Source organism: Devosia ginsengisoli (assembly GCF_007859655.1).
GTDB classification, from domain to species: domain Bacteria; phylum Pseudomonadota; class Alphaproteobacteria; order Rhizobiales; family Devosiaceae; genus Devosia; species Devosia ginsengisoli.
The window spans coordinates 1,102,978-1,129,496 of the sequence record NZ_CP042304.1; the positions used below are offsets into that span (position 1 = coordinate 1,102,978).

Genomic DNA, 26,519 nt, shown 5'->3' on the forward strand with positions numbered 1-26,519 from the left:
GGCTCTCCTTGAGCTTGCCAAGCTGGCGGAAAGCGCAGCTCGCATTTGCAGTGGATGTGGCGACGGATGGCCGCCGCCACATCAGGGCTATCCCAGTGGATAAGGCAGATCGACCAGTTGCTGGAGCAGGCCCGGCGCAAACCTGGCATTGATCAGGTCGACCATCACGTAGAAGAACAGCCCCAGCAGCGCGGTATTGATGGCGCTGTAGAGGATGGACTTGCGCGCCACCAGCCACAGGAACACGAACAGATAGACCACCGAGCCCAGCCAGAAGCCCAGAAGCGCGATCGATAGAGGCAGGGCCGCCATCAGCGCCATAAAGGGCAACAAGGGCTTGGACCCATCCGTCTCGGGATCATCGCTCAGATCGGCGTCGAAGATCAGGCCAGGCGCCCTGCTTCGCCTGACCATGCCGATGCCGGCAATAGTCAGGAAGATCAGCGCTAGGCCGGCCACGCTGAGCGGGAAAACCTTGGCCAGGAACGTGTTGTCACTCACATCCAGCGCAATGGCGACCACAAATGCAATCAGCACCAGCAGGAAACCAAACTGCATATTGACCGTCGGCATGGAGAGCTCGGGCGATGCATCGCCTTCACTCGAGACGCGTGTCTTGGCCCGTATCGTCACGAACAGCATCAGCGCGGCAATCCCCAGGATGACCAGCGCCAGTGGCCGCAGGAAGAGCTCGAGCCCATAGACCTGTGCCGTACGATAAAGCGCGGCCTCGAGGTTGCGCGACATGACGAGGCCGATCAGCAGGCCCGCACGGGACCAGCCGAAGCGCTTCATGAACAGGCCAACCACCCCGACCACGAGCAGGGAAATGATGTCGCCCCAGTCCGATTTGGATTGATAGGCCGAGAAGAAGATGGCCACGAGAATGAACGGCGCCACCAGCACGAACGGGATCGCCGTCACCTTGGCGATGGGGCGCGCCAGCAGGATGCTGATTGCCGTACCCAGAATGTTGGCGATCGCGAGTGACCAGATGATCAGGTAGACGATATCCTGGTGCTGGGTCACCATGGCCCGTCCGGGCTGGAGACCAATCACCGTCAGGCCGACAAGGAACAGCGCCATGGTGCCGTTGCTCGGCACCCCCAGGAACAGGGTTGGGATGAGGTCGCCGCCATCCTTGGCATTGTTGGCGGATTCCGGCCCGATCACCCCCCGGACGTCCCCCTTGCCAAACTGGCTCTTGTCCTTGGCGGTCTGCACCGCATGGGCATAGGCCACCCATCCAACCACACCACCACCCATGCCGGGCAGCATGCCCATGACCGCCCCGACACCAGAACAGCGCAAGACAAGCCAGATGTTGTCGATGACGTCGCGGAAGCCCTGCAGCCAGCCATGTCCCAGTGGCGCATCGCCGGCAATGAACTGACGCTTGCGCAGCACATCCATGATTTCGGGCAGCGCAAACGCGCCCAGCGCCACGACAACCAGCGGGATACCATCCATCAGGTAGATTGTGCCGAAGGCGAACCGCTGCTCGCCGGTAGCCGTCGCGGCGCCGATCGTACCGATCAGCAGGCCGAGGCAGCACGAGGCCAGACCCTTGGCGAGATTGCGCCCGGTCAGCATGCCCACCAGCGTCAGCGCCAGAATGATGAGCATCAACTGCTCGGAAAAGCCGATCGCCATCAGGATGGGCGTGGCGACCACGAAGGCAAAGCTGAGGACGAACGCTCCGAACAGGCCGCCGATCAACGAGCTGAAAAAAGCCGCGGTCAGCGCGCGTGCAGCCTGCCCGCGCTTCGACATCGGAAAGCCGTCGATAACGGTTGCTGCCGATCCTGCGCCGCCGGGCACCCCGATCAGCACCGAGCTGAACGTGTCCGATGTGGCGGGGACGGCCGCCAGGCCGATCATCATCGCCAAAGCGGGTCCGGGATCCATGCCGAAGAGGAATGGCAGGACCAGGGCGATCCCGGCCAGCCCGCCGATGGCCGGCAACACGCCGAAGACCATGCCCAGAGCGACGCCGAAAATCAGGTAGAGCAGATGTGGCCCTGTCACCAGCGTCAACAGCGCCGGGAGAGCGTATTGCAGTGCCGAAAGATCCATTTCGCGGCCCAATGCTAACTTGGCGCAGCCCCACCGCCCGCCACCCCTGGGGGTGGTTGCCGGATCGGTTGGCGCGCTTCAAAAGGAAAGCTCAGGCGGGCCTCAGGCCCGCCTGAGCGAGTCGATCTTAGTCGATATTCCACACGTCCTTGAGCCAGCGGTCCAGTTCGGCCTTGGCCTCAGGGCTCATGACCGAAGCGGTGCGGTGACCATCGATCGCGACCTGGCCGGTACCCTGCGGATAGCCGCCGAGTTCGAGCTGGGCCGCCGGGGACTGCAGTTCGGGTCGGGCAACGACCCGTTCGATGGCCGCCTGGTAGGTCTGGACGATGTCATCCGGCGTACCGGCCGGCAGAACCAGCGTCTTGGCCGTCACCATGCGGATGGCGAACATGTTCTCGTAGACTTCCTTTTCCACGCCGGACATCGGCTCGCCATGCACGATCTCATAGAGCTCAGGGCATGTGGCGGTATCGGGCAGCACGGGATCGCGGACGACTTCGCCATTCTCGTTCTGGAAGCCCATCGTGAACAGCGTCACCATGGTTCCGTCATCGACCATCGGCTTCAGTTCGTTTTCCCACGAGGCCATGTTGTCGTAGTTGACCTGGGACTCGCCGCGCATGAAGGCCTGGCGGGACTCGCCGCGAGATACGCCGAAGACGCCGTTCAGCTTGATCCCGAGCAGATCGAAGCAATAGAGCACTGGCATATCGGCATCGGCCGGTCCGTCGCCGACATAGACCGCCTTGTTTTCCTGCAGATACTTCACGTCGTGCTCCGGATCGCCGGTGAGCCCGAAGCTGGTGAGGCCGTAGGAAACCACGCCATAGGGCGAGGTCAGGAACGGAATGAAATCGGCCAGCGGATACTGGACGGTCTCTTCGCCCAGGATGTAGCTGTAGTAGGTGCCCGTCGCCAGCGCGGCGATGGTCAGGCCATCCGGCTTGGCGCGCGCCGCAAACTCATTGATCCCGCGCACCGATCCACCACCCTCGATATTGCGGATGATGATGGTGGGATGGCCCGGCAGCTCTTCCTCCAGAAGCGGAGCCAACAGGCGGGCATGGACGCTCGAACCGCCGCCTTCCCCGTAGGGAACGATCAGTTCGATGGTCTTGCCCGAAAAGTCGACCTCCTGGGCATAGGCAACGGTGGACATAAGGGCAGCGATACCGACTGCTGCGGCAGTGATATAAGAGTGTTTCATTGGTCTCCTCCGTGAAACATCGTTGATGTTGCATTTGGGCCTTTTGCGGCCTCTTGGCTTATTGTCGTGCTGGAGTGTCGCGGCGGGCGGTCTATGCCGTCCGCTAGAACATCCTTTCCAGTAGAGTGAATATCTCGTCCGCATCGCGCGGCGGGCGTGGTGTCGGCGACAGGGTGCGGTCGCGCAGAGTCATTTCCGCCACTTTGGGCAGATCCTCGCGCTTCACGCCGACCTCGTGCAGCCGGGCGGGCAATCCAAGCGACGCGATCAGGCCACGAACGTGCTGCTCGGCCCAGATTGCGGCCGCCTCGTCGCTGGCAGCCGTATCCTCGAACCCCATGGCCATGGCGATCTGGCGCTGCTTTTCGAGCGTCGCCGGACGGTTGAACTCCATCATGAACGGCAGCACGATGCAGCCGCTGATCCCATGAGGAACGTCGCAGACCCCACCCAACTGATGACAGATGCCGTGCCCCAGACCGATGCCGCCCTTGCCGGCCCCGAACGCCGTCATCCAGTTCAGGAACTGCAGGCGCCCTCGCGCATCCAGGTCATTCGGGTTATCGACCGAGCGCTTGAGATAACGGAAGACATTGCGCGTCGCTTCGAGGCAAAGCCCCTGGATGAAGGGATTGGCATTGAGCGCGTAATAGCGTTCGACCGCATTGTGCAGCGCCTTGATGCCCGTGGACGACCACAGCCGAGCCGGGGTCGCAGTCGTCATCACCGGATCCAGGATCACCGCCCGCGGCACGACCTTGGGGTCGATGAAGATATCCTTGGCGCCCGTCGCATCATCGGTGATGCCCATGGCGGAGCTGAACTCGCCGGCCGACAGCGTGGTCGGGATGGCAATGACCGGGGGCTTGGCCTTGGTCAGCTTGGGCGCGGTGATCTTGCGGGTCTGGTAATCGTAATGTGCCCGCAGGGCATCGAGGTCCTCCCCCTCCCCCAGCACGAGCGCGACACCCTTGGTACCGATGATCGTGCTGCCGCCACCAATGCCTACCAGCAGGTCGGCGCCAGCGGAGCGGGCCTGCCGCGCAGCCTCGAGCACGGTCGAGCGTGGGGAATGTTCCCCCATTGCCGCAAAGTGGCCGCAGCAATTGGCGCCCAGGCCTTCCTTGAGCCGGGCGACCAGGTGGCTGGCCCCCATGCTTTTGCCCGTGATGATGAAAGCCCGGCTCGCACCGGCTGCGGCAAGCTCCTCGAGCACGCCGCTCAGCGCCTTGTCCGGTCCATATATGACGCGTGTCGCAGCCGGAATATCGGCTTCGCCGCTCAGGGCAATTTCAGCATTGTGGTTGAATTGCATGGTCATGACTCGGAGCGCCCCAGCGCGCGTTCGGGTTGGTCTATCAGGGCCTGGTCCTCGCCCAATTTGCGGCTCGGCCAGCGTATGTCCCGGGGTACGCCCTCAAACACCAGCGGACTGGTTGGTACAGTCATGGCGCCATAGATCGGGTGCTCGATCTCAACGAGCGCATTGCGGGCATGCAGGTGTTCGTCGCGCATGACCTCGCTCAGTTCGCGAACCGGCGAACACGGCACGCCTACGGCGATGAGGCCGGCGAAAAGCTGGTCCTTGGTCTGCTCGCGCGCCCAGCCGCCAACCAGTTCATCGACCTCTTCGATGCGCTTGACCCGCTCGTACATGCTCGCATAGCGCGAGTCGGTAATGGCCCATTCCTGGCCGAAATAGCGCGCCAGCGCATGCCACTGATGCTCGTTATTGGCCAGGATGGCGCAATGGCCGTCCTTGCACTCATAGACGTTATAGGGGCTGATCGAGAGGCCACCATGCCGGTTTCCCGTCCTGGGGGAGCGGTCCTTGTTGATGCCCCCCATCAGGCCCAGATTGGACGCCAGCGCCGGGTAGATCGCCTCGAACATGGCGACCTCCACGGCACGCACCGTACCCGTCCGCTCGCGGTCGAGCAGCGCCGTGGCAATGGCGCCATAAAGATGCACGCCGGCATTGAAGTCGGCGATGGCGGGGCCTGCCTTTACCGGGGGATTGTCCGGATAGCCGGTTACGCTGAGCACGCCGCTCATGGCCTGCACGGCAAGGTCCATGGCCGGATAGTCACGGTACGGACCGGTCGTTCCAAAGCCCGAACTGCTGGCATAAATGAGCCGCGGGTTGAGCTTCTTGACATGCTCCCGGGAAAAGCCGAGGCGGGCCATCACGCCGGGCCGGTAGTTTTCAACCAGCACGTCGCTCTGTTCGATGAGCCGCGTCAGCGCCGCCTTACCTTCTTCCTGCTTGAGGTCAAGCACCACGAAGTGCTTGCCCGAATTGAGCATGGCATGCGGGATATGCGCGCCGCCGCCATCGCGCTGCCTACGTCGGGTATGCTCCCCGCCGGGCGGCTCGATCTTGATGACTTCGGCTCCGGCCATCGCCATGAGAAACGTGGCGTATGGACCGTTGTATATCTGCGTAAGGTCGACGACCTTGATACCGGTAAGGGGTCCCTGCATCTCAGTGCCCCTCGAACCGCGGCGACCGGCGCTCGGCAAAGGCCTGCCGCCCCTCGGCAGCATCCTTGCTGGCCAGCAATATGCGCTGGGTCAGTTGCTCCATGCGCAGCCCTTCGGCGAGCGGAACGTCACGCGAGCGCAAGGCCAGCTCCTTGGTCGCCTGGATGGAGAGCGGCGCACTGGCGGCGATCGATGCCGCATAGCGCCGCGCGGTGGACATGACATCGCCTGCGTCGACCACATCGTTGACCAGGCCCCAGCGACCGGCCTCTTCGGCCGACATACGCTCGCCGGTCAACAGCAGTTTCATCGCCACGGCATGTGGCAACTGGTGCAAGGCGCGCTGGGTGCCGCCATTGGCGGGAATGATGCCGCGCTGCCCCTCCGGCAGCGAGAAAAAGGCGTTCCGCGCGGCGACCCGGATATCGGTGGCGAACAGCAGCGTCATGCCGCCCCCGATACAGGCGCCATTGATGGCGGCAATCACGGGCTTCCACACTTCAAGCCCGCGATTGAGCAACTGCCCGGCCTGCGTCGCCCACAGCTCGGCCAGCGATGGGTCACGCCCGATCCAGGTCTTGAGATCGGCACCGGCGCAGAATACATCGCCCGCCCCCGTGACGATGGCACAGCGGATCGCAGCCTCGTCACGCACGCGACAGAATGCCTGCCCGAGGTCATGATAGTGCTCGGCATCGAGCGCATTGCGGCGCTCGGGACGATTGATCGTGATCGTCGCTACGCCCGCGGCGTCGACGTCGACGTCAATTGGCATTGGCCGAGCCCTTCAGCTTAAGCAGATCGCGGGCAATGACCATGCGCTGCACTTCGGACGGGCCCTCGCCGACGCGCTTCACGCGCAATTCGCGGAACCAGCGTTCGATGGGCATTTCCTCGGCGACGCCGAGCGCGCCGAACATCTGCACGCACCGATCCACCACACGGTGGGCGGTTTCAGTGGCCGTCACCTTGGCCATGGACGAGAAGTAGCGGAGGTCGCCGCCCGTCTCATGCACCATGGCTGCCTTGTAGATAAGCATGCGCGCGGCCTGCAGCTCCATCTCGCTGTCGGCCACCATCCACTGGATAGCCTGCTTGTCGGCAAGCTTGGTCTTGAACGTCTCGCGCTGCTTGACCCATTCAATGGCCAGCTCCAGCGCTTCCTGCGCCACGCCGATCGTGCCAGCGGCATAGGGAATGCGGCCTTCGGTGGTCCATTTCGAGAAAATCTGGAAACCCTTGCCCTCTTCGCCAAGCAGGTTCTCCTCGGGGATTTCGCAATCCTCGAAGGTCAGCTCGAAAGGGGAATAGGCGCGGATCACGGGGATCTCACGGGTCGACAGGCCCTTGGTGCCCAGTTCCACGATGAAGGAGGAAATGCCGCCACGGTCGCCCTGCTCGCCGGTCCGGGCAAACACCATGCCCCAGCTTGCGTGCTGCACGCCGGAAATCCACATCTTGGTGCCGTTGAGAATGTAGCGGTCGCCCTTTTTGACCGCCCGAGTGCGAATGGCACGCGCCGGGTCCGAACCACCTGATGGCTCGGTGATGGCGGTGAACACTTTCTGGCCGGACTCGACGCCGGGAATGGCAAACCGCTTAATCTGGTCGGGCGTACCGTGGGAGAAAACGGTGTTCGGGGGATCAAAGCCGATGGCGCCGCAGGCCGGGATATAGGCGCCCATGCGGCAGCGTGCAGTTTCCTCGGCAACCACGGCCTGGCCCAGCAGGCTCAGCCCTGCCCCGCCATATTCGGCCGGCGAGCGGATGCACCAGATGCCCAGGTCCTTGGCCTTCTTCTGCAGCGGCTCCAGCAGATCGTGCGGCAGATGGATAGCGTCGTGTTCGACTGTGTCTTCGGCCGGCTTCACGTCGTTGCGCATAAAACGGCGCGCCGTGTCGCGGATCATCACCAGTTCGTCCGAAAGTGGCCAGTCGCTCATAACTACGTCTATCCTCCTGCTGGGCGGTCCGAACTATGGTGTACCAGACGACCGCCGTCTTGCTCATCTCTATCTTTTGAAGACGATAGTAGGAGGATTAAACACCGTCCAACACCGAAGTGCTATGGCGGTCATGCCGAATTGATATGAGGCAGAAGCCACTGGTATTCATGATTTTTTTGAAGATTCTTCGTTGAACTTGTCGATTCCAGCCTGCCAATCGCCGACAGCAAGGTTGTACTCGATCGCAGCCTGCTCAATTCGTATACCACTGTCCTGATCGGTGCGTCCGCCCAGGTCGATCGATTGCTTGGTCAGGCGGACAGCGAGCGCCGGCGCCTCGGCGATCTGACGGGCTGTCTGTTCACCGGCTTCCCTGAGCGCGGAGGGCTCAACAATTCGGGATACCAGGCCCAACAGGCGGGCTTCGTCCACCGGCATGGATCGACCCGTGAAAAGCAGTTCCTTGGCCGTACGCTTGCCGATCGCGCGCTGCAGGCGCTGGGTTGCGCCGACGGTTCCCCACTTGGTCTCGGGAAAAGTAAAGAACGCGTCCGAAGCGGCGATGATGAAATCGCATGCCATGGCAATCTCGCCGCCCGAGCCGATAATCCCATTGTGGACAAGGGCAATCACCGGCTTGGAGCAGCGCTCGATGGCGTCATAGGCGGCAAAGCTGGCGAGCCGCCGCTGCCGCACCCATTCGGCATCCTTGCCCTGGCGCTCTTTGAGGTCGGCGCCGGCGCAAAAGACCGGTCCAGCGCCTTCCACCAGAACAGCACGGGTATCCTCGTCGCCGTCCAGCTCCGTGAAGGCCGCGCGCAAGTCGAGGCAAAGCTGGAGATTGACTGCGTTGCGCTGCCGCGGCCGGTTAAGCCGTACCCAAGCAACAGGGCCTTGCCGCTCGACCACAAGCACAGCTTCGTCGGTCATTTTCCTGCTCCCGTCTGCTTGGGAAAGCCCCGCATCAGCGCATTGATATCGCGACCGGCGGCCATTCCCGCCTCGAAGGGCAGTTCGCCCACCCGGTGGAACAGCGTCTTGGCCGCAGCCATCGCCATGCGACCGGGCCGGGCGCAAGCCTCAGCCAGTTCCATCGCCATTTCGACAACGGTGTCAGGCGGGACCACGCGGTTCACAAGCCCCTCGCTCGACAATTCCTCCGCGCCGAGCAAGCGGCCGGTCGCCACCATCTCGAAGGCCAGCTTGAGCCCGATATGGCGCACCATATTGGTCATCACCAGGGCCGGCACGAGGTCGTGCTTGAGCTCCGGATAGCCGAACTTTATGTCTTCACCGGCAACCATCATGTCACAGCCGATCGCCAGACCAGCCCCGCCACCGACGGCGGCACCACGAACCGCCGAGACGATAGGCTTCGGCGTGGAGCGCAGCAGCGTATGGACGGCACAGGTCAGGTCGGCGCGCCTGTGAATGAGGTCCTGGTTTTCCGGCCGCAAATCCTTGAACTCGCCGGTATCGGCGCCGGCGCAGAAGGCGCGACCATTGCCGGTCAGCACCAGGGCCCTGACATCATCGTCATCACCCGCTGCCACCAGGGCGTCGCGAAGCGCGACCGTCAGCGCCGTATCCAGGGCGTTGAGCTTGTCCGGCCGGTTCATGCGCAAGATACGCACCGGACCATGATCCTCGATTATCAGCACATCGGTCGTCTGATCAGGCATGCATGCGCTCCCGCGTCTTGAGGCCGAACCCCGCTCGGGCGACCATGCTGTTGAGTTGCCGGCCCAGAATCTGCTCACAGAGCCGCGATGCAGCCTGCACTCCATTAAGATCGAGCCCGGTGGACACGCCCAGTTCCTCGAGGAGGTTGACCAGGTCTTCGGTGGCCACGTTGCCCGTATAGCCGCCGCCATATTCGATCTGCGCCGGATGCCCTCCAACGCCGCCAAAGGCGCTGTCGAAATGCGTGCAGCCCGCCTCCAGCGCGGCGACGCAGTTCGCCAGGCCCGTGCCGCGCGTATCGTGGAAATGGGCTACCGGGATAGTCTGCGGCACCTCGGCGAGCAATCGCTTGAACACCTGCCTGACGCTGGCCGGCGTTGCCGTGCCGATCGTATCGCCGATCGTCACCAGGTCGGCGCCGAGATCGGCAAAGCGCGCAACGTCCTCAACAACCCGACCGGGGTCAACATAGCCGTCGAACGGGCAGCCGAAGGCAACCGAGACGACACCCACAAGCCGCACGCGGTCGCGTGCCGCGGCAGCCATTTCCGAGACATTCCGCCATTGCGTTTCCCGATCGGTGCGCAGGTTGCGCTGCGTATGGCCTTCGGTGGCCGATACCAGCAGGCTCAGCTCATTGGCTCCCCTGCCCGCATCCAGATCGCCAAGCGCCCGGTGTACCGCCCGCAGATTGGGGCATGTGGCCTTGTAGTAGACACCCGCGCCATGGGTAATGCCGGCAAGAACATCGGAAGCATCGTGAAAGGCGGGGACTCGTTCAGGATGGCTGTAGCTGGTGGCTTCGATGCGCTTGAACCCGATCCCGGTAAAGGCATCGATCAACGCACTCTTGTCCGCTGTGGCGACGAATTCTGTCTCGTGCTGCAGCCCGTCCCGCGCGAAACATTCACACAGCACAACATCGGGTTCACTCATGCGACGGCACCCTCCTGAGCGGGCACGATGAGCTCAATGATTTCCCGAAGATCCGCGGCTCCGATCAGGCCTTCCAGCGCAGAGAGCAGACGCTCGGCACGATCGGTCCCGAGGACACTTTGGGTGCAGCCGAGAAACTTGTCGCGCCGGTCGCTCGCCGTCATCGGCGCCTCCGGCGAGCCGGGGGTGTGCTCGATGCGTGTAGAGAAGCGTCCGCCATGGGTGACGATTTCGACATCGGTATACCCCACCACGCCCGAAAAGGACCCCTGCCCCGGCATTGGTACGCGCCTAACCTTTTCCATCAGCGCACGCACCTGGGGGCGATGCACCGCCGCTTCAGCGAAGGAGTCCAGCGTCACTCGCCCGTCAATAACGGCAGCGGCGGCGCAATATTCGATGCTGAACTTGGCTTCCAACCCGGTTTGCGGATTCCGATGGATCAGCGCCTTGTCCGCGTCGGGCAGGAAGCCGACATTAATCTCGACAATGTCGGAAGCCTCGATGCCATGCTTCTGCACCAGTTCGAACACGCCGGCCAAGCCGCGATGATTGCCATAGCAGCAAGGCCAGCGCTTGACGTAGATGCCGGGCTCGAAGATTTCCCAGGGGTCCGCGAATGGCGGTACATTCAGCGTCGAGTGCTCATCCCCGTATGCCGCGATGAGCCCGCCAGGCCGATCGAGTATGTTATCGTCGCCGGTGAAGCCCTCGCGCGCCAGCCAGGACGCAATATAGCCGGATCGGGCCGCATGCCCCGCCTGGAAGGACTTGGCCATGGTACCGAAGTTCCGGACCAGGCCTGCGGTCTCTGCCGCCGCTATCCCCAGCGCATTGCGTAACTGCCCCTCGTCCAGCGACATCAGGCGGCCGGTCATGCAGGTGGCCGAAAACGTGCCAACCGTAGCGGTTATGTGCCAGCCGCGCATATAATGGCCATGGCCGAGCGCCCGGCCGAGCTTGCCCGCCACTTCGAGCCCCAACACGAAGGCCGAAAGAAACGCCCTGCCCGATAGGGCTTGCGGAGCGGCGGCGAGGCCGGCAGCGCAGAGGGGCACGCTGGGATGGCCGCGCAGGCTGGGCAAACTATCGTCGAAATCGAGAGCATGCCCGCTGATCGCATTGACGAATGCCGCCTCGGCGGGTGCCGTACGCAGGGCGCTTCCCCATACCACAGTGTTGGCGGCAGCCTTGATCGACTGAACGTAACGCCGGGCGATGAGCGCCGGCTGTTCGGCCGCGCCGGAAATCGCACAACCGATTGTGTCGATCACCGCATCACGGGCACGTTGCAACGCCTCCAGCGGAACGGCATCATCGGGTGTCTCGACCACGAACCTGGCTAAATCCACCGTCTGCATACCATCATCCCCTACCTCAATGTCAGATGCTATAAATGCAGCTACCTCGAAATGCAATGCATGGTATACTATTGCACTCTATCTGAGTGAAAGAGCTAATCCGGCGGCAAGACCGGATCAAAAATGTGTCGACGGCCGGCCCTTTCGACCGGCTCGCAGGAGGAGAATGTTTTGGAACTCAGGCAGCTTCGCTATTTCCTCACCGTGGCCCGTGAAGGCACCTATGGCCGTGCGGCAAATGTCCTGCATGTGGCCCAGCCGGCCCTGAGCCGCCAGATCAAGAAGCTGGAGGAAGAACTGGGTGTCGACCTGTTCGTGCGCCACGCGCATGGCGTGTCGCTGACCCCGGTAGCGTATACGCTGCAGGCAAAAGCCGAACATATCCTGGATGAGGTCATCGCGGTGACTCGCATGGCCACCGGCGGGCTTGAGCCGATGACCGGCAGCATGAAGATCGGCGTTTCGCCCGGAACCGCGGAAATCCTGGCCTATCCCCTGTCGCGCCTCGCGGCCCGTCGCTACCCCCAGTTGCGCTGCGAATTCGTGTCCATGCTGATGCCCGCCAGGGCTGATCTGTTGCGCGATGGCAAAATGGATGTGGCGGTGATGAACCTGCCTCGCTCGGTGCAGGGACTACGGATCCTGCCGCTGATGCGGGAGCCATTGTGCCTTATCCATCGATCCGATGACGAACGGTTCCAAGGTGTCGAGTCACTCCGGCTCGAGGATCTGCGCGGTGTGCCCCTGGTGGTCGGCGGGGCGCAATCCTCAGGCATTCGCTCCACGATCGAAGATTCCTTTGCCGCCGCTGGTATTCCATTGGTTGTCGCGGCAGAGGCCAATACGGCAGGCGCTTGCAAGGCGCTGGTAAAGGAAAATGTCGGCCCCACCGTGCATGTCGCCGCCATGGCGCGTTCCGAGCTCGAGCGCAAGGAACTGTCAGCGATTCCAATCCAGGGTCTGCATTCAACCCGCGTCATCGCCGTTTCCGCGGAACGGGAGATTGGTCAGGACCTGCGTCAGATGATGGACCTGATCCGCGAATGCTGCAGTGAACTGGTGGATAATCTGCAGTGGCTCGGCGGCAATATGGCGAGATAGACGCTAGCGCTCAGCCTCGCTCGTCGTCCAGGACTGGCGGCGAACCGGGCTCGGTTGGCTTGAATCGCCCTTCGAGCACGTCCTCGATTCCCCGGCGACGCAGGAAGACCAGCCCGGTCGCGACCAGGAGGATGACGCAACCGCCGATCAGGGGCCACCGCAATCCCACAAAGTCGCCCATATAGCCCATGATCAGTGCACCCACGGCAGGCCCACCACGCAGGATCATTGCGTAGACGCTGAGCACGCGGCCGCGCAGGCCATCCTCGACATTCACCTGTACCAGGGTCTGGGCGCAGATGGCCGATGCCACGAGGAAGAAGCCGGAAACTACCATTGTCGGAAGGGCGACCAGCGTATGGAACGACAGTGAGAAGGCCAGCAGAGACAGCGCCATACCCAGGCAGCAAAACAGATAGGCTCTGACCAAGCCGACAATGCTCGGCCTGCCAGCGAGCCATAGCCCGCCGAACACCGCGCCGATACCAACCGCCGAGGTGAGCGCCGCTAGGTCGCTGGCATTGCCCGAGAATATCTCGCCTGCCCAACCGGGAAGCAGTTCGACGACAGGGCGGCCCGCCAGGCATGTCACGCTGAGCAGGCCAAGCACGATACCGATACCCGGGGTCGACACGGCATGCCGAACCCCCTCGATGGCATCGGCGATGACCGATACCTTCTTGGTCGGCACGGTCCGCGCGACAGGCGCCAGGCGCACCATGAGCAATGCACCCAACAGCACCAGAAACGACAGGGCATTTGCCGCAAAGGCCCAACCGACGCCGACCGTGGCAATGACGATGCCGGCAATGGCCGGTCCAACGAACCGCGCCAGGTTGAACGTGATGGACTTGATGGCGACGGCGGTCGTCAGGTCCGACCTGGGCACCAGCGCCGACACAAAGGCCAGCCGGAAAGGCTGAACGAAGGCATCGACCGTGCCGAGCATCAGGGTCACGATCAGCAGCGTCCAGACTGTGACCTGGCCAGCAAAAAACAGCAATGCCAGCACACCGCCGATCAGAAAACCCAGTATCTGGGCCAGCTTCATCATCTTCAGGCGATCCCACCGGTCTGCCGCCACGCCGGCAAAGGGCGCAATGACGACGGCCGGAAAGAGATCCGCGAAGGCCACGAGCCCGAGCCAGGTAGCCGATTGCGTCAGTTCCCAGGTGAACCATCCTGCCGCGATGCGCTGCATCCAGGTGCCGATAAGCGAGCCGACATTGCCCGCCACATAGACCCCGAAATTGCGATGCGCCAGCGTTTGCAGGATTTTGCCGAACTGGAAACTGGCTGCCATTTTGGATTCGATTCTCTCACCGAACGCCGACCAGCCGGCGCATATGAATTCTATTGTATACCATGATACGAGTCGTACAAGCACCTGCCGACTAAGGGCGTATGCCCGGATGACGTTTAGGCGCTGTCATACAGAAATTCCCTAGTATACAATTTGCGGAAGATTCACTGATCGGAGCGAGAGATGACAATCCGCGGCGCGGCTTACATCGTCGGGGCCTTCGAGCACCCTACGCGTTTTGCTCCAGATAAATCCCACGCACAGCTCCATGCCGAGGTTGCCGCTGGTGCCATCGCCGATGCGGGGCTGAGCAAGGCCGATATCGACGGCTATTTCTGCTCCGGCGACGCGCCGGGCGGGCTGCAATCACTACTGAACTACCTCAACCTCGAGGTGCGCCATGTCGACTCGACCGATATCGGCGGGGTCTCCCCGATCGTGCAGGTCGCCCATGCGGCAGAGGCCATCGCGCTGGGCAAATGCAATGTCGCATTGATCACCCTTGCCGGCAGGCCCAAGGCCGACGATGTCCGCACCGGCACCACGCCCCGCATTCGTCACGCCGCCGCACCGGACGTGCAATGGGAATATCCCTATGCCATCCCGACAGCCGTGAGCTACGCGCTTGCCGCGCAGCGGCATATGTACGAGTTCGGCACGACCAGTGAGCAACTGGCCTGGATCAAGGTCGCGGCTTCCCATCACGCGCAACACAATCCCAATGCCGTCCTGCGCGACGTCGTTACCGTGGAGGATGTAGTCAATTCACCGATGGTGGCGGATCCGCTGCATCGCCTGGATTGCTGCGTCATCAGCGATGGTGGTGGCGCCGTCATCGTGGCGCGTCCCGAAATTGCACGAAAGCTCAATCGGCCGCTGGTTCGCGTGCTTGGCGCGGGCGAAACCACCAAGCATCAGGCCGGCGGGAAGATCGACCTCACCTATACCGGCGCAGCACGAACCGGACCGATCGCTTTCGCAGAGGCCGGCGTCGCTGTCTCCGACATCAAATATGTGTCGCTCTATGACAGCTTCACCATAACGGTGCTGCTGCAGTTGGAAGACCTCGGCTTCTGCGCCAAGGGCAAGGGCGGCGCATTCGTCGCCGATGGCAATCTCATATCCGGCGTGGGTCGCCTGCCGTTCAACACCGATGGCGGCGGATTATGCAACAACCACCCGGCGAACCGGGGCGGCATTACCAAAATCATCGAGGCCGTACGGCAACTGCGTGGCGAAGCCCATCCCGCCGTACAGGTCGCCAATTGCGATCTGGCTCTGGTGCATGGCACCGGCGGCCAGCTCGCCACGCGCCATGGTAGTGGAACCCTCATTCTGGAGCGGGAGTAATCGACATGCAGCCAACCGGACGAGCCGTTCCCGCGCCACACCCCGATGCGGAGTCGCAGCCCTTCTGGGATGCCGCCGCGCAAGGCCGCTTCCTCATCAAGCGCTGCACGTCCTGTGGCGAGGCGCACTGGTTTCCGCGCACGCTGTGCCCCTTCTGCTGGAGCGACAAAACCGAATGGATCGAGGGAAGTGGCACCGGCACGATCTATAGCTGGACCGTCATGCACCGCGCCAAGCCACCCTATGCGGTGGCCTATGTCGAACTCGCCGAAGGGCCGCGCATGCTGACCAATATCGTGGAATGCGATCTCGACCGGCTGCATATCGGCCAGCAGGTGGAACTGGTCTTCACCCCGACCAGCGGCGAGGATACGCCGCCGGTGCCGATGTTTCGTCCCATCGGGGGCTAGAGCTTGCTTTCAAGCTCGGGCAGGATTTCAAAGAGGTCGCCGACCAGTCCGTAGTCGGCGACCTGGAAGATCGGCGCATCGGCATCCTTGTTGATGGCGACGATGTAGCGGGAATCCTTCATGCCGGCCAGGTGCTGGATGGCCCCGGATATGCCGCAGGCGATATAGAGATCGGGAGCGACCACCTTGCCCGTCTGCCCAACCTGCAACTCGTTGCCGGCATAGCCGGAGTCCACGGCGGCGCGCGATGCGCCGATGGCGGCGCCGAGTTTAGCGGCGATGGGCTCGAGGAACCTGTCGAATGTCTCTTTCGAGCCGAATGCCCGCCCTCCTGAGATGACAATACGCGCCGACCCCAGGTCAGGGCGATCGGTCTGCGCCAGTTCCTGGCGTTCAAAGGCCGACAATGCCATGTCGTCCGGAACTGCCACCGCAGTGATCGGGGCGCTAGCATCGCCCTGCCCTGCCGGCTCGAAGGCGCTGGAGCGAACAGTGATGACCTTGATCGGGTCGCTCGACTGGATCGTCTCGATCGCATTGCCGGCATAGATCGGCCGGACAAACGTATCGGGCGACTCGATCCGGGTCACTTCCGAGACCTGCATCACATCCAGCAAGGCAGCCGCTCTCGGCAGAACGCTCTTGCCAGTAGAGCTAGCAACGGCAAGCACTGCCTGAAAATCCCGCGCCAGTTCGGCAATGAGTGCACCCATGGGCTCCGCGGCCTGCTGGGCCAGGTGCGGCGCGTCGGCGACCAGGACCTTTTCGACCCCATCGAGGCGGGCCGCCTGTTCTGCGACTGCCTTGCAATTCGAACCGGCGACCAGCAGCGTCACCGGCGCTTGCATGGCGCAGGCAGCCGTAAGTGCGCGGGCCGTGAGGTCGCTGAGATTGGTATTATCGTGTTCTGCGATCAGCAGCGTTGCCATTGTCTCTACTCCTGTCTGGCGTTCAGAGAACGCCGGCCTCGTTGCGCAGCCGGTCGAGCAGTTCATCGACCGACGCCACCAGGGTGCCCGCCTTGCGTGCCGGTGGCTCGGTCACCGACAACACAGTATGCCTTGGCGCAATATCCACGCCGAGGCTTTCGACCGTGCGGACGTCGACCGGCTTCTTCTTGGCCTTCATGATATTGGGCAGCGATGCATAGCGCGGCTCGTTGAGCCGCAGGTCGGTGGTGATCACGGCCGGCAACTTCAGCGATACGGTCTGCAGGCCACCATCCACTTCCCTTGTGACGGATACCCGCCCTTCCCCGAGTTCGACCCTTGATGCAAAAGTGCCTTGGGCCCAGCCCAGCAGCGCTGCCAGCATCTGACCGGTCTGGTTGGCATCGTCGTCGATGGCCTGCTTGCCGAGGAACATCAGGTCGGCCGCCTCTTCCATGGCGATTGCCTTGAGCAGCTTGGCAACGGCGAGTGGCTCGACACGCGCATCGGTCTGCACATGAATGCCCCTGTCGGCGCCCATGGCCAGGCCGTTGCGCAGGGTCTCATTGGCCTGCGCCGGACCGATGGAAACCAGCACCACCTCCTCGGCCTTGCCAGTCTCCTTGAGCCGCAGCGCCTCTTCGACGGCAATTTCGTCGAACGGATTCATGGCCATCTTGACGTTGGTGAGTTCGACCCCCTGCCCGTCCGGGCGCACGCGCACCCGCACATTCGGATCGACGACGCGTTTGACGGCAACAAGAATCTTCATTTGCAAACCTCGGATAAACAGGCCGGACCGCTACTTCGGCAGTCCGAGCACACGCTGTGCCAGCACGTTGCGCTGGATGTCGTTTGAGCCCGACGCGATCTGCGACGGGAACATTGCGTAGAACGGGGCAAGGACATCGATATCGGCGCTGCCGAAAGCTTGCCGGCCGACAATGCCCCCCCTCCTCACCGGCCGTTTCGATCAGCAGCTCTGACAACCGCTGAGCGCATTCGCCGGCCCATATCTTGAGTTGGGAGATTTCCGGCCCCGGCATGAGGCCGTTACCCACAATGTCCGAGAAGCGCGAATAGGCCGATTTGAGATCGGTTATATCCAGATAGATCGCGGTGTATTTTTCCCGATAGACCGGGTCCAGGGCCAGCGAACGGGCATCGGCGACCTGCTGCAGCAGCTTGAGCGGCCCCTGCACGCGCCGCGGGCTGCCATTGTTGAGGCGCTCGAAGCCGAGCAGCGATTTGGCGACCGACCAGCCCTTATCGAGTTCCCCAATAAGATTGTCGGCAGGCACCCGAACTTCGTCGAAGAAGACCTCGCAGAACTCTTCATGCCCCGCCAGGTTGCCGATGGGCCGGATGGTCACGCCTGATGTCTTGAGGTCGAGCACGAAAAAGCTGATGCCCTCCTGCTTCTTTACGGCCTTGTTGGTGCGCGCCAGCAGGAACATATGCGTCGCGTGATGCGCCATCGTGGTCCAGATCTTGGACCCGTTGATGACGAAGGCATCGCCATCTCGCACCGCCTCAGTGCGCAGGCTAGCCAGGTCGGATCCAGCATTGGGTTCCGGAATAACCCTGGCACCAGATATACTCATTGGTGACGATCTTGGGCAGGAAGCGCCGCTTCTGCTCGTCCGTGCCGTAGCGCATGAGCATGGGCCCGAACATCACCACGCCCTGGTCCGGATTCCGGGCGATACCCACACGCTCGCGCTCTTCGATGAAGATCACCTGCTTGGCCGGCGACAGGCCCATTCCGCCATGCTCGACCGGCCAGGCCGGGGCTATCCAGCCCTTGCGGACCATGCGGTCGAGCCAATCCGCCATTTCACCTGGCGTTCCGCGCCGGCCCAGCCCTCTGAGATGCTGCGGATAGTGCGCCTCAAGATAAGCGCGTATGCCGGCCCGGAAAGCATCGTTCGAAAAACTGTTCCAGTCCACGGCCAGCTTTTGCTCGGCCATGAACTCCGCAGGCACCGCCGCAGCCGTGACCTCCCGGCCCTCTTCCAGCCCACCCTGGCGGCGCTCCAATAATGCACCATAGCGGGCCTGATGCGCCGCTGCATTGCCATGAAGGGCCGCCAGCGACAGCAGGCGCTTGAGATAGAGGCCGACGTCATATTCGTCGGTTACGCCGATCGCGCCATGCAGCTTGATCGCTTCACGGCCGATCAGCATGCCCGCCGCGCTGCAGCGAGCCTTGGCCCGGGAAGCCTCCATCTCGATCAGCTCGAGATCATCGGAGCCATCGAGCGCGGCGATTGCTTCGGAGAGCACTGAACGGCTCAATTCCTTCTGGATATAGAGGTCCACAGCACGGTGCTGCAGGGCCTGGAAACTGCCGATGGGCCTGTCGAACTGCACCCGTGTTTTCATATAGTCCAGCGTGATGGACAGCGCCTCGTCCATGGCGCCGAAGAGCTCAGCCGCCGTCATCAGCACGGCCGCTGCCCGCCCCCGGATTAAGGCGGCCGAGGCTGCGGCGCCTTCAGCCAAGACGTTTTCGGCCGATACCCGCACCTCGGCGAAGGTAACGGTACCCGAAAAGGTGCCATCGGCGCGGCTTTCGGGCACGATCGATATGCCGGGCGCTGCGGCGTCGACGAAGACGATCAAGGTTTCGGCGCCATCGCGCGCAGCAACGACAAAGCCGTCAACTGCCAATGCTGGCAGGACATGCCGTGCAGTGCCGGTAAGGCGCCTAGCGCCATCATGCGTAACCGCAATATCGGCTTCCACGACTGCACAGAGCTTGTCGCCCGATGCGATCTGTACCAGCAGTTCGGGGCTGCGGTTATCCTGCCGGCATCCCAGCAGAACCGTTGCCGCATGAACGGCGCAACCGACGATTGGCTCCGGACTGAGGCCCCGCGCCAACTCCTCGACGATGACCTGCATTGCTGCAAAAGGCAGCCCGAGCCCGCCGGACGCTTCCGGAATAATGGTGCCCAGCCAGCCCTGCTGCGCCATTTCGCGCCACGCGTCGCGATCAAAACCAGGCTGGACTCCCCGCAGTTTGCGCACGCGCTTGAGACCGCCCTGCTCATTGAAACGCCGGACACTGTCCCGCAACATCTCGAGCGTCTCAGTATCGACTACCGCTTCGGCATGGACATTGGCGGTGGTCATGGCTGGCGACCTTCCCCAGCAACCAACCCCAGCGGCAGCCGCGAAACGTCCGAGCAGGTAGCAATACTTTCCAATGCGTCGGCCAATGCCTCCATCCGGGATGGCGGAAAGGCACGGGTGAGCGACAGGAAGCGCCGACGCAACTGTGCCGCATCGAGCGGGCTCTCCGGGCAACCAAGGAAGCCAGCCGGTTCACCCGCCAGCACGCGACCATCGGTGAGCGTCACCCGCATGCACGTCGACCATCCCTTGAGTGCCGGATCGGCGGTCATGCGAATGCGATCGGCCAGCGCATGCACCTTCGGCTCCCTTATCGCGCCATCGGTCAAGGTGCCGGGATCATCGAGGTCGTTATAGACCGAGAAGGCAAGCATGAACGGCACGCTGTACTGGGCCAGCGCCATATCGGCCGGATGTTGCTCGGCATGATGACTGGCAAGCTTGGGGGCGACATCGAGTTCAATTCCGGCGATATCGGCGGGGCCGAACATGGCGGCTGCCCGCCAATCCGACAACATCTGGATGGGCGCCTGGGCAGTGACATGGCAGGCATAGCGCTTGATGCACAGCGTCTCGATCTCGTAGCGGCGTCCCAAACCGGCATCGAGCAGTTCAGGACGCGATGTTTCGCAGAACGTCTCGAGCACGCCCCCCGGACCTTCGATCACGGCGCTCGGGCCCTCATAGCCAGCCGCAGCAAGCCGGGCGGCAATAACGCCGTTCTGCGCAGCCCGCCCCAGGTGGAGCCGCTTGATCATGCCCCCATCGCCCGAAGCGGCAAAGCGCAGCAGGCCGCCGCTCATCGAGGCGGCAATGCCGAGGCAGTGCGCCATCTGCCGGGGTGACAGCCCCATGAGGCGGCCGGCCGCCACGGCGGAGCCGAAGACGCCCGTAATACCCGGCGCGTGAAAGCCGCGCTTTTCGGCCGTGTGAAGCGTCGCGGCACCGATACGGAACATCACCTCTATCCCGGCAACGATGGCAGTCAGCAGCTCGCGCCCGCTGCTCCCAAGCGACTGGGCCACTGCCAGCGCCGGCAGCGCCACTGTCGCACCGGGGTGGACACCGGCGCCAGGCTTGCGCAGGGAATCAAGTTCGAAAGCATGCGCGAAGACACCCGAGAGCAGCGCCGCTGACGCCGCATCGGTTGTGATGTCCGTGCCAAGCACGGCCACCAACCCGACCGGCCGTTCGACCGCGCTCACCACGGCTTGCGACCAGGCAAACCTGCTGCCGAACCAGGCGCAGGCAACGGCATCGACAAGGCAATTGCTCGCAGCCGCGACAACATGCGGCGGCAGGTCATCGAACCGGAGATTGGCGCCATAGCCGGCCAGTGCCTCGGTATAGACAGGCAGGCGCGTTGCTTGCTGTGGTAAGGCCGTCACTCTGGTTCTCGTCCCGCTGGCATGGTCGATCCGATCAGGCCGCAGCCTTGGCCTGCTGGGCGAAGCGCGCCGCGCCCGCGCCGGCCAGGCGCCCAAAGGTAGCGCCCGACATCAGCCCGGTACCGCTTGCGTAGTTCTGGAAGAACAGCCCCCGACCATCTCGCCAGCGGCATAGAGCCCCTTCACCACACCGGAATAGCTGTCTTCCACCTCGGCCTCCGGCGTGACCTTGAGTCCGCCAAAGGTGAAGGTGACGCCCGTGGTTACGTGATAGGCATGGTATGGCGGCGTATCGAGCGCATTGGCCCAGTTGGTCTTGTCGATCTGCAGGCCGGACGTGGCGCGGCCATCAAGAATGTTGGGGTTGAACGGTACATCCGAGCGGCAAGCCTCGTTGAACGCCCGCACGGTCTCCAGGAATTGCCTGGAATTGACACCCTCCAACTGCTCGGCGAGCCCCTCCAGCGTATCGGATTCCGCCTTGGTCACGCGCCGGATACGGTACTCACTGCGCAACAGGTGTGAGACTTTGGAATCAAACACTTGCCAGGCGAACATGCCAGGCTGCTTGAGGATTTCGCCACCATATTTGGCATAGGTGTGGCTATGGAAATTGGCGCCCTCGTCCACATAGCGCTCCCCCCTTGGCGTTGACCATGATGCCGAAAGGATAGTTGTGCTTCTGGAACTGGTCGCCGACCGTCAGGTCGCCCGTTGCCGGCGCGTTGACGTCCCATGCCACCGAGTGGCAGCCCGACCAATTGCCATGGGGCTTGGCGCCGATGGCAAGAGCCATCTTGAGCCCCTGCCCCATATTGAACCGCGTGCCGCGAACCTTGGCCATGTCCCAGCCCTGGCCCAGGTAATTGGCGCGCATTTCGGGGTTGGATTCGAAACCACCGCAGGCCAGCACGACCGCGCCGGCGCGAATATCGACCGCCTCGCCGCGTAGCCGCGCCCCGACGCCGACAACGCGGCCACCCTCCTGGATCAGGCTCTGCGCCGGGCAATCGTAGATGATCTCGATGCCACGCTGCTCGGCATTCCTGTAGAGCGCCTCCATCATTGCCGGGCCGCCCCCGGAAATGTGCAAAGCGAGGCCGCCCCAGAATTTGAACTTTCCGTCGACCTTGAACGCCTGGCGCCCCAGGCCCGGCCGTAGCTCGACGCCCTGGCGCGCGAACCACTTGGCTGTTTCGAGGCTATTGCGCACCAGCACTTCGCATAGCTCGGGATCGGTGCGGTACTGGGTCAGCTCATACATGTCGTCGAAATACTGGTCGGTCGTATACGTGCCGAAGTCGATGTTCTCTAGGTTCTCCTCGTCCAGCGCCGCCGACACGCCGCGGAGATCGTCCACCCCGTCATAGGCGAAGCGGAAGGCACCACCGGTGAAGAAGGAGTTGCCGCCACGTTCCTCGAGCGGCGCTGCCTCGATGATCAGCACGTTGGCGCCCTGTTCATGGGCGGAAATTGCCGAGCACAAGGCCGCGTTGCCAGCTCCCACAACAAGCACATCCGGACGCTTCGACGACAATTCCTGAACGTTCATCCCTAAACCCTGGATTATGGTATACCATCGTACTCATGCACCAAAGCTGCAGGCATGGCAAGTTCGTTCGAGCGTTTTTCCGGGGAGTTATGTGGATGTGGCGCTATGGGCACATGGAATCACGTAACCGCAGAACTGCCGTGGTTCTCGGGTCGCTACCTCCGCCAGATAAATATGAAGACCTGGGTGCCGTTGATCAAAAAAGTATACCAATGTATTCTTTTGGCCGTGACGAACCGCGGACTCGCGCCAGACATGTATGAAAGGCCCCGATGCATTCCCATTCTCAGAGTCTGCAATTTCCGTTCGAAATTCCACCGGTCGGTGCCGCACCCGTCGAGGTAGCCGTCGGCCTGTTCTGGCTACGGCTGCCGCTTCCCGGGCGCCTGGATCACGTCAATGCCTGGCTATGCGACGGACCGGACGGCTGGACAGTCATTGATTGTGGCATGAACTCCGCCGAAACCCAGTCGGTATGGGACCGCACATTCGAGACCACGCTGGCCGCGCGACGCGTTAGCGACATCCTCGTCACCCATGGCCATGTGGATCATGTCGGTTATCTCGGAACGCTGGCCAAACGCACCGGGGCAGCGGTCTGGATGTCGCTCTCCGAACACCTCACCGCCGGCATGCGGATCACCGAGCCCGAGGAGCGCATCGCCGAACAGGCCGAAACCTGGCTGACCTGGTGCGGCTGCCCACCCGACGAAAGCGAGACCATCATCGCGAACCGCATCGGAATCCGCTCAAACTTCGTGCCCCTGCCCCTGCAATACCGCCGGCTGCAAACCGGCGATAGCTTTCCCGCCGGCGGAACAATATGGGAGGTCAGGGCTTTCGGCGGCCACGCGCCCGAGATGATCACCCTGTTCGATCCCGACCGGCACCTGCTGATCGCGGCCGACCAGATCCTGTCGCACATCACGCCGCCCATCACGGTGCATCCCGGCGAGCCTTACGGCGATCCCCTGCAGGAATTCTTCGCCTCCTTCGACACCCTGGCGCAATTACCCGCCGACACGCTCGTCTTGCCGTCGCATGGCGCGCCTTTCTACGGTCTGCATGAGAGGCTGGCACAGTTGCGATCGCACCATGAAGCGCGGCTGGAGCAGGTCGAGGCGACCCTCGACACGCCACAGACGCCCTATGCGGTGGCCCGCATGGTCTTCGCCCGCGCCATGGCAGGCAACCACGCGCGCCAGGCGCTCTCCGAAACCCTGGCGCACCTCAATTACCTGCAACGCCGCGGCCGCGTGGTCGCCGATTTGGACGACCACGGCGTAGCGCACTTTTCGCGCCAGGCGGATTGAGACCTGTCAGGCCCGAACGACCAGTTGGTCGGTCAGCATCCTGGCATCGTCGAGGTCTTCGAGGTTGAGCACCGCATCGACCAGGCGCTGTTGTTGATCCGAGGGCATGACGCTGTCGGCGAGCTTCCTGAACTTCTCGACAATGTCCTCGGCACTGGCAAAGCTTTTCTCGCTGCCGCGCGGCGCCTCGCGCTCCTCGTGGTGCACGCTGCCGTCCCTGAGATGAACCTCGACCTTGACCATGTGGCGGAAGGTCGAGCCCTTTGCGGTGATTTCCGGATCATGCACGACCTGTACCCGCTTGAGCAGGTCCATCCGCTGGCGGTCGGCCACCAGTTCATCGGAGAACTGGTTGACGAATACATCGCCTTCCAGCAGCAGTGTCGCCACGCAATATGGCAGGTTGAGCTGCGCCGAGGTTATGCCCTCCGGCCGATATTCCCAGCCCACGTGATCGACAGTAACCTGCGAGCCCCGGACCACGATTTTATCCAGCTCATCGACCGTAAACGGGCGGCGCTGCTGGATGGCGCGGATGGAATCCAGCGTGGTGTGGTTGCTGCCTACGCAGGAATAGAACTTGAGCGCAATGCGCATGGTCTCGAAGGTCTCGCCCAGACCGCTCGTCAGCGCATCCAGGTTGAATCGGTCGTCCGATCGCGAAAAAGTCGTGGCAAAACCACCATAAGGCGCCTCGAACACGTCGATAATGCCGGTAAAGCCGTTGGCTGCCAGAAGCGCGCCATAGAGCCCGCTCTGGGCCGAGCGACCCGCATGCATCCGCTTGACCATGGCGCCGAACTGCGCCGCCATCAGCCCGGCAGATTGCGTACCGGCGATACCCAGGGCATGGACGGTCCTATCGGCATCGAGACTCAATGCACGGGCTGCCGCAGCAGCCGAGGAAAACACGCCCAGCGTGGCGCCAGAATGCCAGCCTTGACCGATATGCTCCTGCCCCATGCAGATGCCGACGCGCGGGCCGACTTCGTAACCCGCCAGCGCCGCCGTGAGGAACTCGCGTCCGGAGAGGTTCCGATGCGCTTCCGCAATGCCGACCAGTCCGGGAAGCGTTACCGCCCCCACATGCATGACACCGACGCGATGCACGTCATCGAGTTCAAAACCCTGGACCTGCGTGCCGTTGATCAAAGCCGCATGCGGCGTCGAGATACGCCTGTTGGTCCCCCAGATGCCTGCCGAGCTGCTGGTATCGACGGCGCCCAGCGTCTCGTGGAGAATATGCGACCATTGCAGGTTGGCCCCATAAAGCGCACAGCCGAGCGAGTCGAGAATAAGCAGCTTGAGGCGTTCGCGAACCGCGTCGGGAATATCTTCGTAGCGAAGCCCGGAAACGAATTCGGCAACTGCGCGCGTATAGGGGTTGCCCGAGCCGATGTGACCCATGCCGATAGTCTCCTGATCTGTTATTCGAGAACGGTTTTGACGATCTTGGCGTCGAGCGCCTCGTAGTCGTAATAGCCGATGGTCTGGTAGAGCTCGGCCCGCGTCATCATCGTGTCGATGGACGCCCCGACTTCGCCGTCGCGCTTGATCGCCTCATAGACCGACTTGCTGGCGCGCCAGGCGGCACGAGCGGCCGAGACGGGATAGATAACGAGTTCATAGCCCAATTCGTTGAATGTCTGGAGCGAGGTCTGCGGCGTGCGCCCGAACTCGGTCATGTTGGCCAACAACGGCGCCGCTATTTCCGCGCGAGCCCGGCGCATGGCCTCGATCGAATGCAGCGCTTCGACGAAGATCACGTCTGCACCGGCCGCGACATAGCGGTTGGCACGCCGGATCGCATCGTCGAAATCCGCGGTGCCCGCATCGGTGCGCGCGCAGATCAGCAGTCCCGAGGAGGCCTGCCGCGCAGCAGCGATCTTGCGGCACATATCCTCGACCGGCACGACCGACTTGTCGTTGAGGTGCCCGCACTTCTTGGGAAATACCTGATCTTCGATCTGGATGCAGGCCGCTCCAGCCTCTTCCAGCTCGCGCACCGCGCGCATGATATTCAGCACCTCGCCGAAGCCGGTATCCGCATCGACGATCAGCGGGAGTCCGGATGCGCGAACCACCTCACGCGCCTTGCGCGTCACATCCTCGAGCGTCAGCATGCCCAGGTCAGGCAGGGCCATCGAGGCCGAGACGGCGGCGCCCGAGAGGTAGAGCGCCTCAAACCCGGCATCGCGCGCCAGTTGCGCACTCATGCCGTCGGCCGCTCCGGGCACAGCCACGCTCTGCTTGCGCGCAATCAGTTGGCGCAGGACGGCGGCACGATCGGCACGGCCCTGCGCCGCACCATCCAGCCAATCGGTGGACATACTATTCTC

Annotated in this window: 24 protein-coding genes; 4 read left to right on the forward strand and 20 right to left on the reverse strand. The window is 63.0% G+C overall.

Annotation, left to right across the window (positions count from 1 at the left end; translation table 11 throughout):
• Window positions 1-87: 87 nt before the first annotated feature.
• The 10 genes from FPZ08_RS05365 to FPZ08_RS05410 all read right to left on the reverse strand — a co-directional run bounded on the left by FPZ08_RS05365 (window position 88) and on the right by FPZ08_RS05410 (window position 11,696).
• Window positions 88-2,076 (reverse strand): tripartite tricarboxylate transporter permease, encoded by a 1,989-nt coding sequence (locus FPZ08_RS05365; protein ID WP_146289026.1) that lies wholly within the window; start codon window positions 2,074-2,076, stop codon window positions 88-90.
• Window positions 2,077-2,203: 127 nt separating this feature from the next.
• Window positions 2,204-3,286 carry a Bug family tripartite tricarboxylate transporter substrate binding protein gene (locus FPZ08_RS05370; protein WP_146289027.1) on the reverse strand — a complete coding sequence of 361 codons (1,083 nt, stop codon included), beginning with the start codon at window positions 3,284-3,286 and terminating at the stop codon, window positions 2,204-2,206.
• A 103-nt stretch (window positions 3,287-3,389) separates the two neighbouring features.
• Window positions 3,390-4,607, reverse strand: coding sequence for an iron-containing alcohol dehydrogenase (locus FPZ08_RS05375; RefSeq protein WP_146289028.1), 1,218 nt, complete (start codon window positions 4,605-4,607; stop codon window positions 3,390-3,392).
• Entirely contained in the window at window positions 4,604-5,770 is a 1,167-nt protein-coding gene (locus tag FPZ08_RS05380; protein ID WP_146289029.1) for a CaiB/BaiF CoA transferase family protein, read from the reverse strand. Before FPZ08_RS05380 ends, FPZ08_RS05375 begins: the two co-directional genes overlap by 4 nt.
• A 1-nt stretch (window position 5,771) precedes the next feature.
• Window positions 5,772-6,545 (reverse strand): enoyl-CoA hydratase/isomerase family protein, encoded by a 774-nt coding sequence (locus FPZ08_RS05385; RefSeq protein WP_146289030.1) that lies wholly within the window; start codon window positions 6,543-6,545, stop codon window positions 5,772-5,774.
• Window positions 6,535-7,713 (reverse strand): acyl-CoA dehydrogenase family protein, encoded by a 1,179-nt coding sequence (locus tag FPZ08_RS05390; protein ID WP_146289031.1) that lies wholly within the window; start codon window positions 7,711-7,713, stop codon window positions 6,535-6,537. The genes FPZ08_RS05385 and FPZ08_RS05390 overlap by 11 nt, the downstream gene beginning before the upstream one ends.
• A gap of 168 nt (window positions 7,714-7,881) precedes the next feature.
• On the reverse strand, window positions 7,882-8,646 hold the full coding sequence (locus FPZ08_RS05395) for an enoyl-CoA hydratase/isomerase family protein (protein WP_146289032.1): 765 nt from the start codon (window positions 8,644-8,646) through the stop codon (window positions 7,882-7,884).
• Window positions 8,643-9,398, reverse strand: a complete 756-nt coding sequence (locus tag FPZ08_RS05400) for an enoyl-CoA hydratase/isomerase family protein (protein WP_146289033.1) — start codon at window positions 9,396-9,398, stop codon at window positions 8,643-8,645. Before FPZ08_RS05400 ends, FPZ08_RS05395 begins: the two co-directional genes overlap by 4 nt.
• Window positions 9,391-10,335: a hydroxymethylglutaryl-CoA lyase gene (locus tag FPZ08_RS05405; RefSeq protein WP_146289034.1), complete on the reverse strand. Its 945-nt coding sequence runs from the start codon at window positions 10,333-10,335 to the stop codon at window positions 9,391-9,393. Before FPZ08_RS05405 ends, FPZ08_RS05400 begins: the two co-directional genes overlap by 8 nt.
• The gene (locus FPZ08_RS05410; RefSeq protein ID WP_146289035.1) at window positions 10,332-11,696 is read right to left on the reverse strand and encodes an MmgE/PrpD family protein; all 1,365 of its coding nucleotides are present in this window, start codon (window positions 11,694-11,696) and stop codon (window positions 10,332-10,334) included. Before FPZ08_RS05410 ends, FPZ08_RS05405 begins: the two co-directional genes overlap by 4 nt.
• A 171-nt stretch (window positions 11,697-11,867) precedes the next feature.
• Here FPZ08_RS05410 and FPZ08_RS05415 point away from each other — a divergent pair, with 171 nt between their 5' ends.
• The gene (locus FPZ08_RS05415; protein WP_186767216.1) at window positions 11,868-12,797 is read left to right on the forward strand and encodes a LysR family transcriptional regulator; all 930 of its coding nucleotides are present in this window, start codon (window positions 11,868-11,870) and stop codon (window positions 12,795-12,797) included.
• Window positions 12,798-12,807: 10 nt separating this feature from the next.
• Here FPZ08_RS05415 and FPZ08_RS05420 read toward each other — a convergent pair whose 3' ends face one another.
• Window positions 12,808-14,100: an MFS transporter gene (locus FPZ08_RS05420; protein ID WP_146289037.1), complete on the reverse strand. Its 1,293-nt coding sequence runs from the start codon at window positions 14,098-14,100 to the stop codon at window positions 12,808-12,810.
• A 183-nt stretch (window positions 14,101-14,283) separates the two neighbouring features.
• Here FPZ08_RS05420 and FPZ08_RS05425 point away from each other — a divergent pair, with 183 nt between their 5' ends.
• Together FPZ08_RS05425 and FPZ08_RS05430 are read left to right on the forward strand one after the other, a co-directional pair.
• A complete protein-coding gene (locus FPZ08_RS05425; RefSeq protein WP_146289038.1) occupies window positions 14,284-15,450 on the forward strand; it encodes a thiolase domain-containing protein in 1,167 nt (388 codons plus the stop codon).
• A 5-nt stretch (window positions 15,451-15,455) separates the two neighbouring features.
• Window positions 15,456-15,860, forward strand: a complete 405-nt coding sequence (locus FPZ08_RS05430; RefSeq protein ID WP_146289039.1) for a Zn-ribbon domain-containing OB-fold protein — start codon at window positions 15,456-15,458, stop codon at window positions 15,858-15,860.
• On the opposite strand, the gene FPZ08_RS05435 is transcribed toward FPZ08_RS05430, so the two are convergent.
• From FPZ08_RS05435 to FPZ08_RS22580, 7 genes are all read right to left on the reverse strand, one after another.
• Window positions 15,857-16,789: an electron transfer flavoprotein subunit alpha/FixB family protein gene (locus tag FPZ08_RS05435; RefSeq protein ID WP_146289040.1), complete on the reverse strand. Its 933-nt coding sequence runs from the start codon at window positions 16,787-16,789 to the stop codon at window positions 15,857-15,859. The two genes, FPZ08_RS05430 and FPZ08_RS05435, sit on opposite strands and share 4 nt — an antisense overlap.
• Window positions 16,790-16,811: 22 nt before the next feature.
• On the reverse strand, window positions 16,812-17,459 hold the full coding sequence (locus tag FPZ08_RS05440; protein WP_210246906.1) for an electron transfer flavoprotein subunit beta/FixA family protein: 648 nt from the start codon (window positions 17,457-17,459) through the stop codon (window positions 16,812-16,814).
• Window positions 17,353-18,393 (reverse strand): acyl-CoA dehydrogenase family protein, encoded by a 1,041-nt coding sequence (locus FPZ08_RS05445; RefSeq protein ID WP_210246860.1) that lies wholly within the window; start codon window positions 18,391-18,393, stop codon window positions 17,353-17,355. Before FPZ08_RS05445 ends, FPZ08_RS05440 begins: the two co-directional genes overlap by 107 nt.
• Window positions 18,335-19,927: an acyl-CoA dehydrogenase family protein gene (locus FPZ08_RS22145; protein WP_210246861.1), complete on the reverse strand. Its 1,593-nt coding sequence runs from the start codon at window positions 19,925-19,927 to the stop codon at window positions 18,335-18,337. Before FPZ08_RS22145 ends, FPZ08_RS05445 begins: the two co-directional genes overlap by 59 nt.
• Entirely contained in the window at window positions 19,924-21,315 is a 1,392-nt protein-coding gene (locus FPZ08_RS05455) for an MmgE/PrpD family protein (RefSeq protein ID WP_186767217.1), read from the reverse strand. Before FPZ08_RS05455 ends, FPZ08_RS22145 begins: the two co-directional genes overlap by 4 nt.
• A gap of 111 nt (window positions 21,316-21,426) precedes the next feature.
• The gene (locus tag FPZ08_RS22575; protein ID WP_281285668.1) at window positions 21,427-21,945 is read right to left on the reverse strand and encodes an FAD-binding protein; all 519 of its coding nucleotides are present in this window, start codon (window positions 21,943-21,945) and stop codon (window positions 21,427-21,429) included.
• Window positions 21,920-22,822 (reverse strand): FAD-dependent oxidoreductase, encoded by a 903-nt coding sequence (locus FPZ08_RS22580; RefSeq protein WP_281285669.1) that lies wholly within the window; start codon window positions 22,820-22,822, stop codon window positions 21,920-21,922. Before FPZ08_RS22580 ends, FPZ08_RS22575 begins: the two co-directional genes overlap by 26 nt.
• Before the next feature lie 317 nt (window positions 22,823-23,139).
• Here FPZ08_RS22580 and FPZ08_RS05465 point away from each other — a divergent pair, with 317 nt between their 5' ends.
• Entirely contained in the window at window positions 23,140-24,180 is a 1,041-nt protein-coding gene (locus FPZ08_RS05465; RefSeq protein WP_146289043.1) for an MBL fold metallo-hydrolase, read from the forward strand.
• A gap of 6 nt (window positions 24,181-24,186) precedes the next feature.
• On the opposite strand, the gene FPZ08_RS05470 is transcribed toward FPZ08_RS05465, so the two are convergent.
• Complete coding sequence (locus FPZ08_RS05470) at window positions 24,187-25,587, reverse strand: MmgE/PrpD family protein (RefSeq protein ID WP_146289044.1); 1,401 nt, start codon at window positions 25,585-25,587, stop codon at window positions 24,187-24,189.
• A 20-nt stretch (window positions 25,588-25,607) separates the two neighbouring features.
• The gene (gene prpB, locus FPZ08_RS05475; protein WP_146289045.1) at window positions 25,608-26,510 is read right to left on the reverse strand and encodes a methylisocitrate lyase; all 903 of its coding nucleotides are present in this window, start codon (window positions 26,508-26,510) and stop codon (window positions 25,608-25,610) included.
• Window positions 26,511-26,519 lie beyond the last annotated feature (9 nt).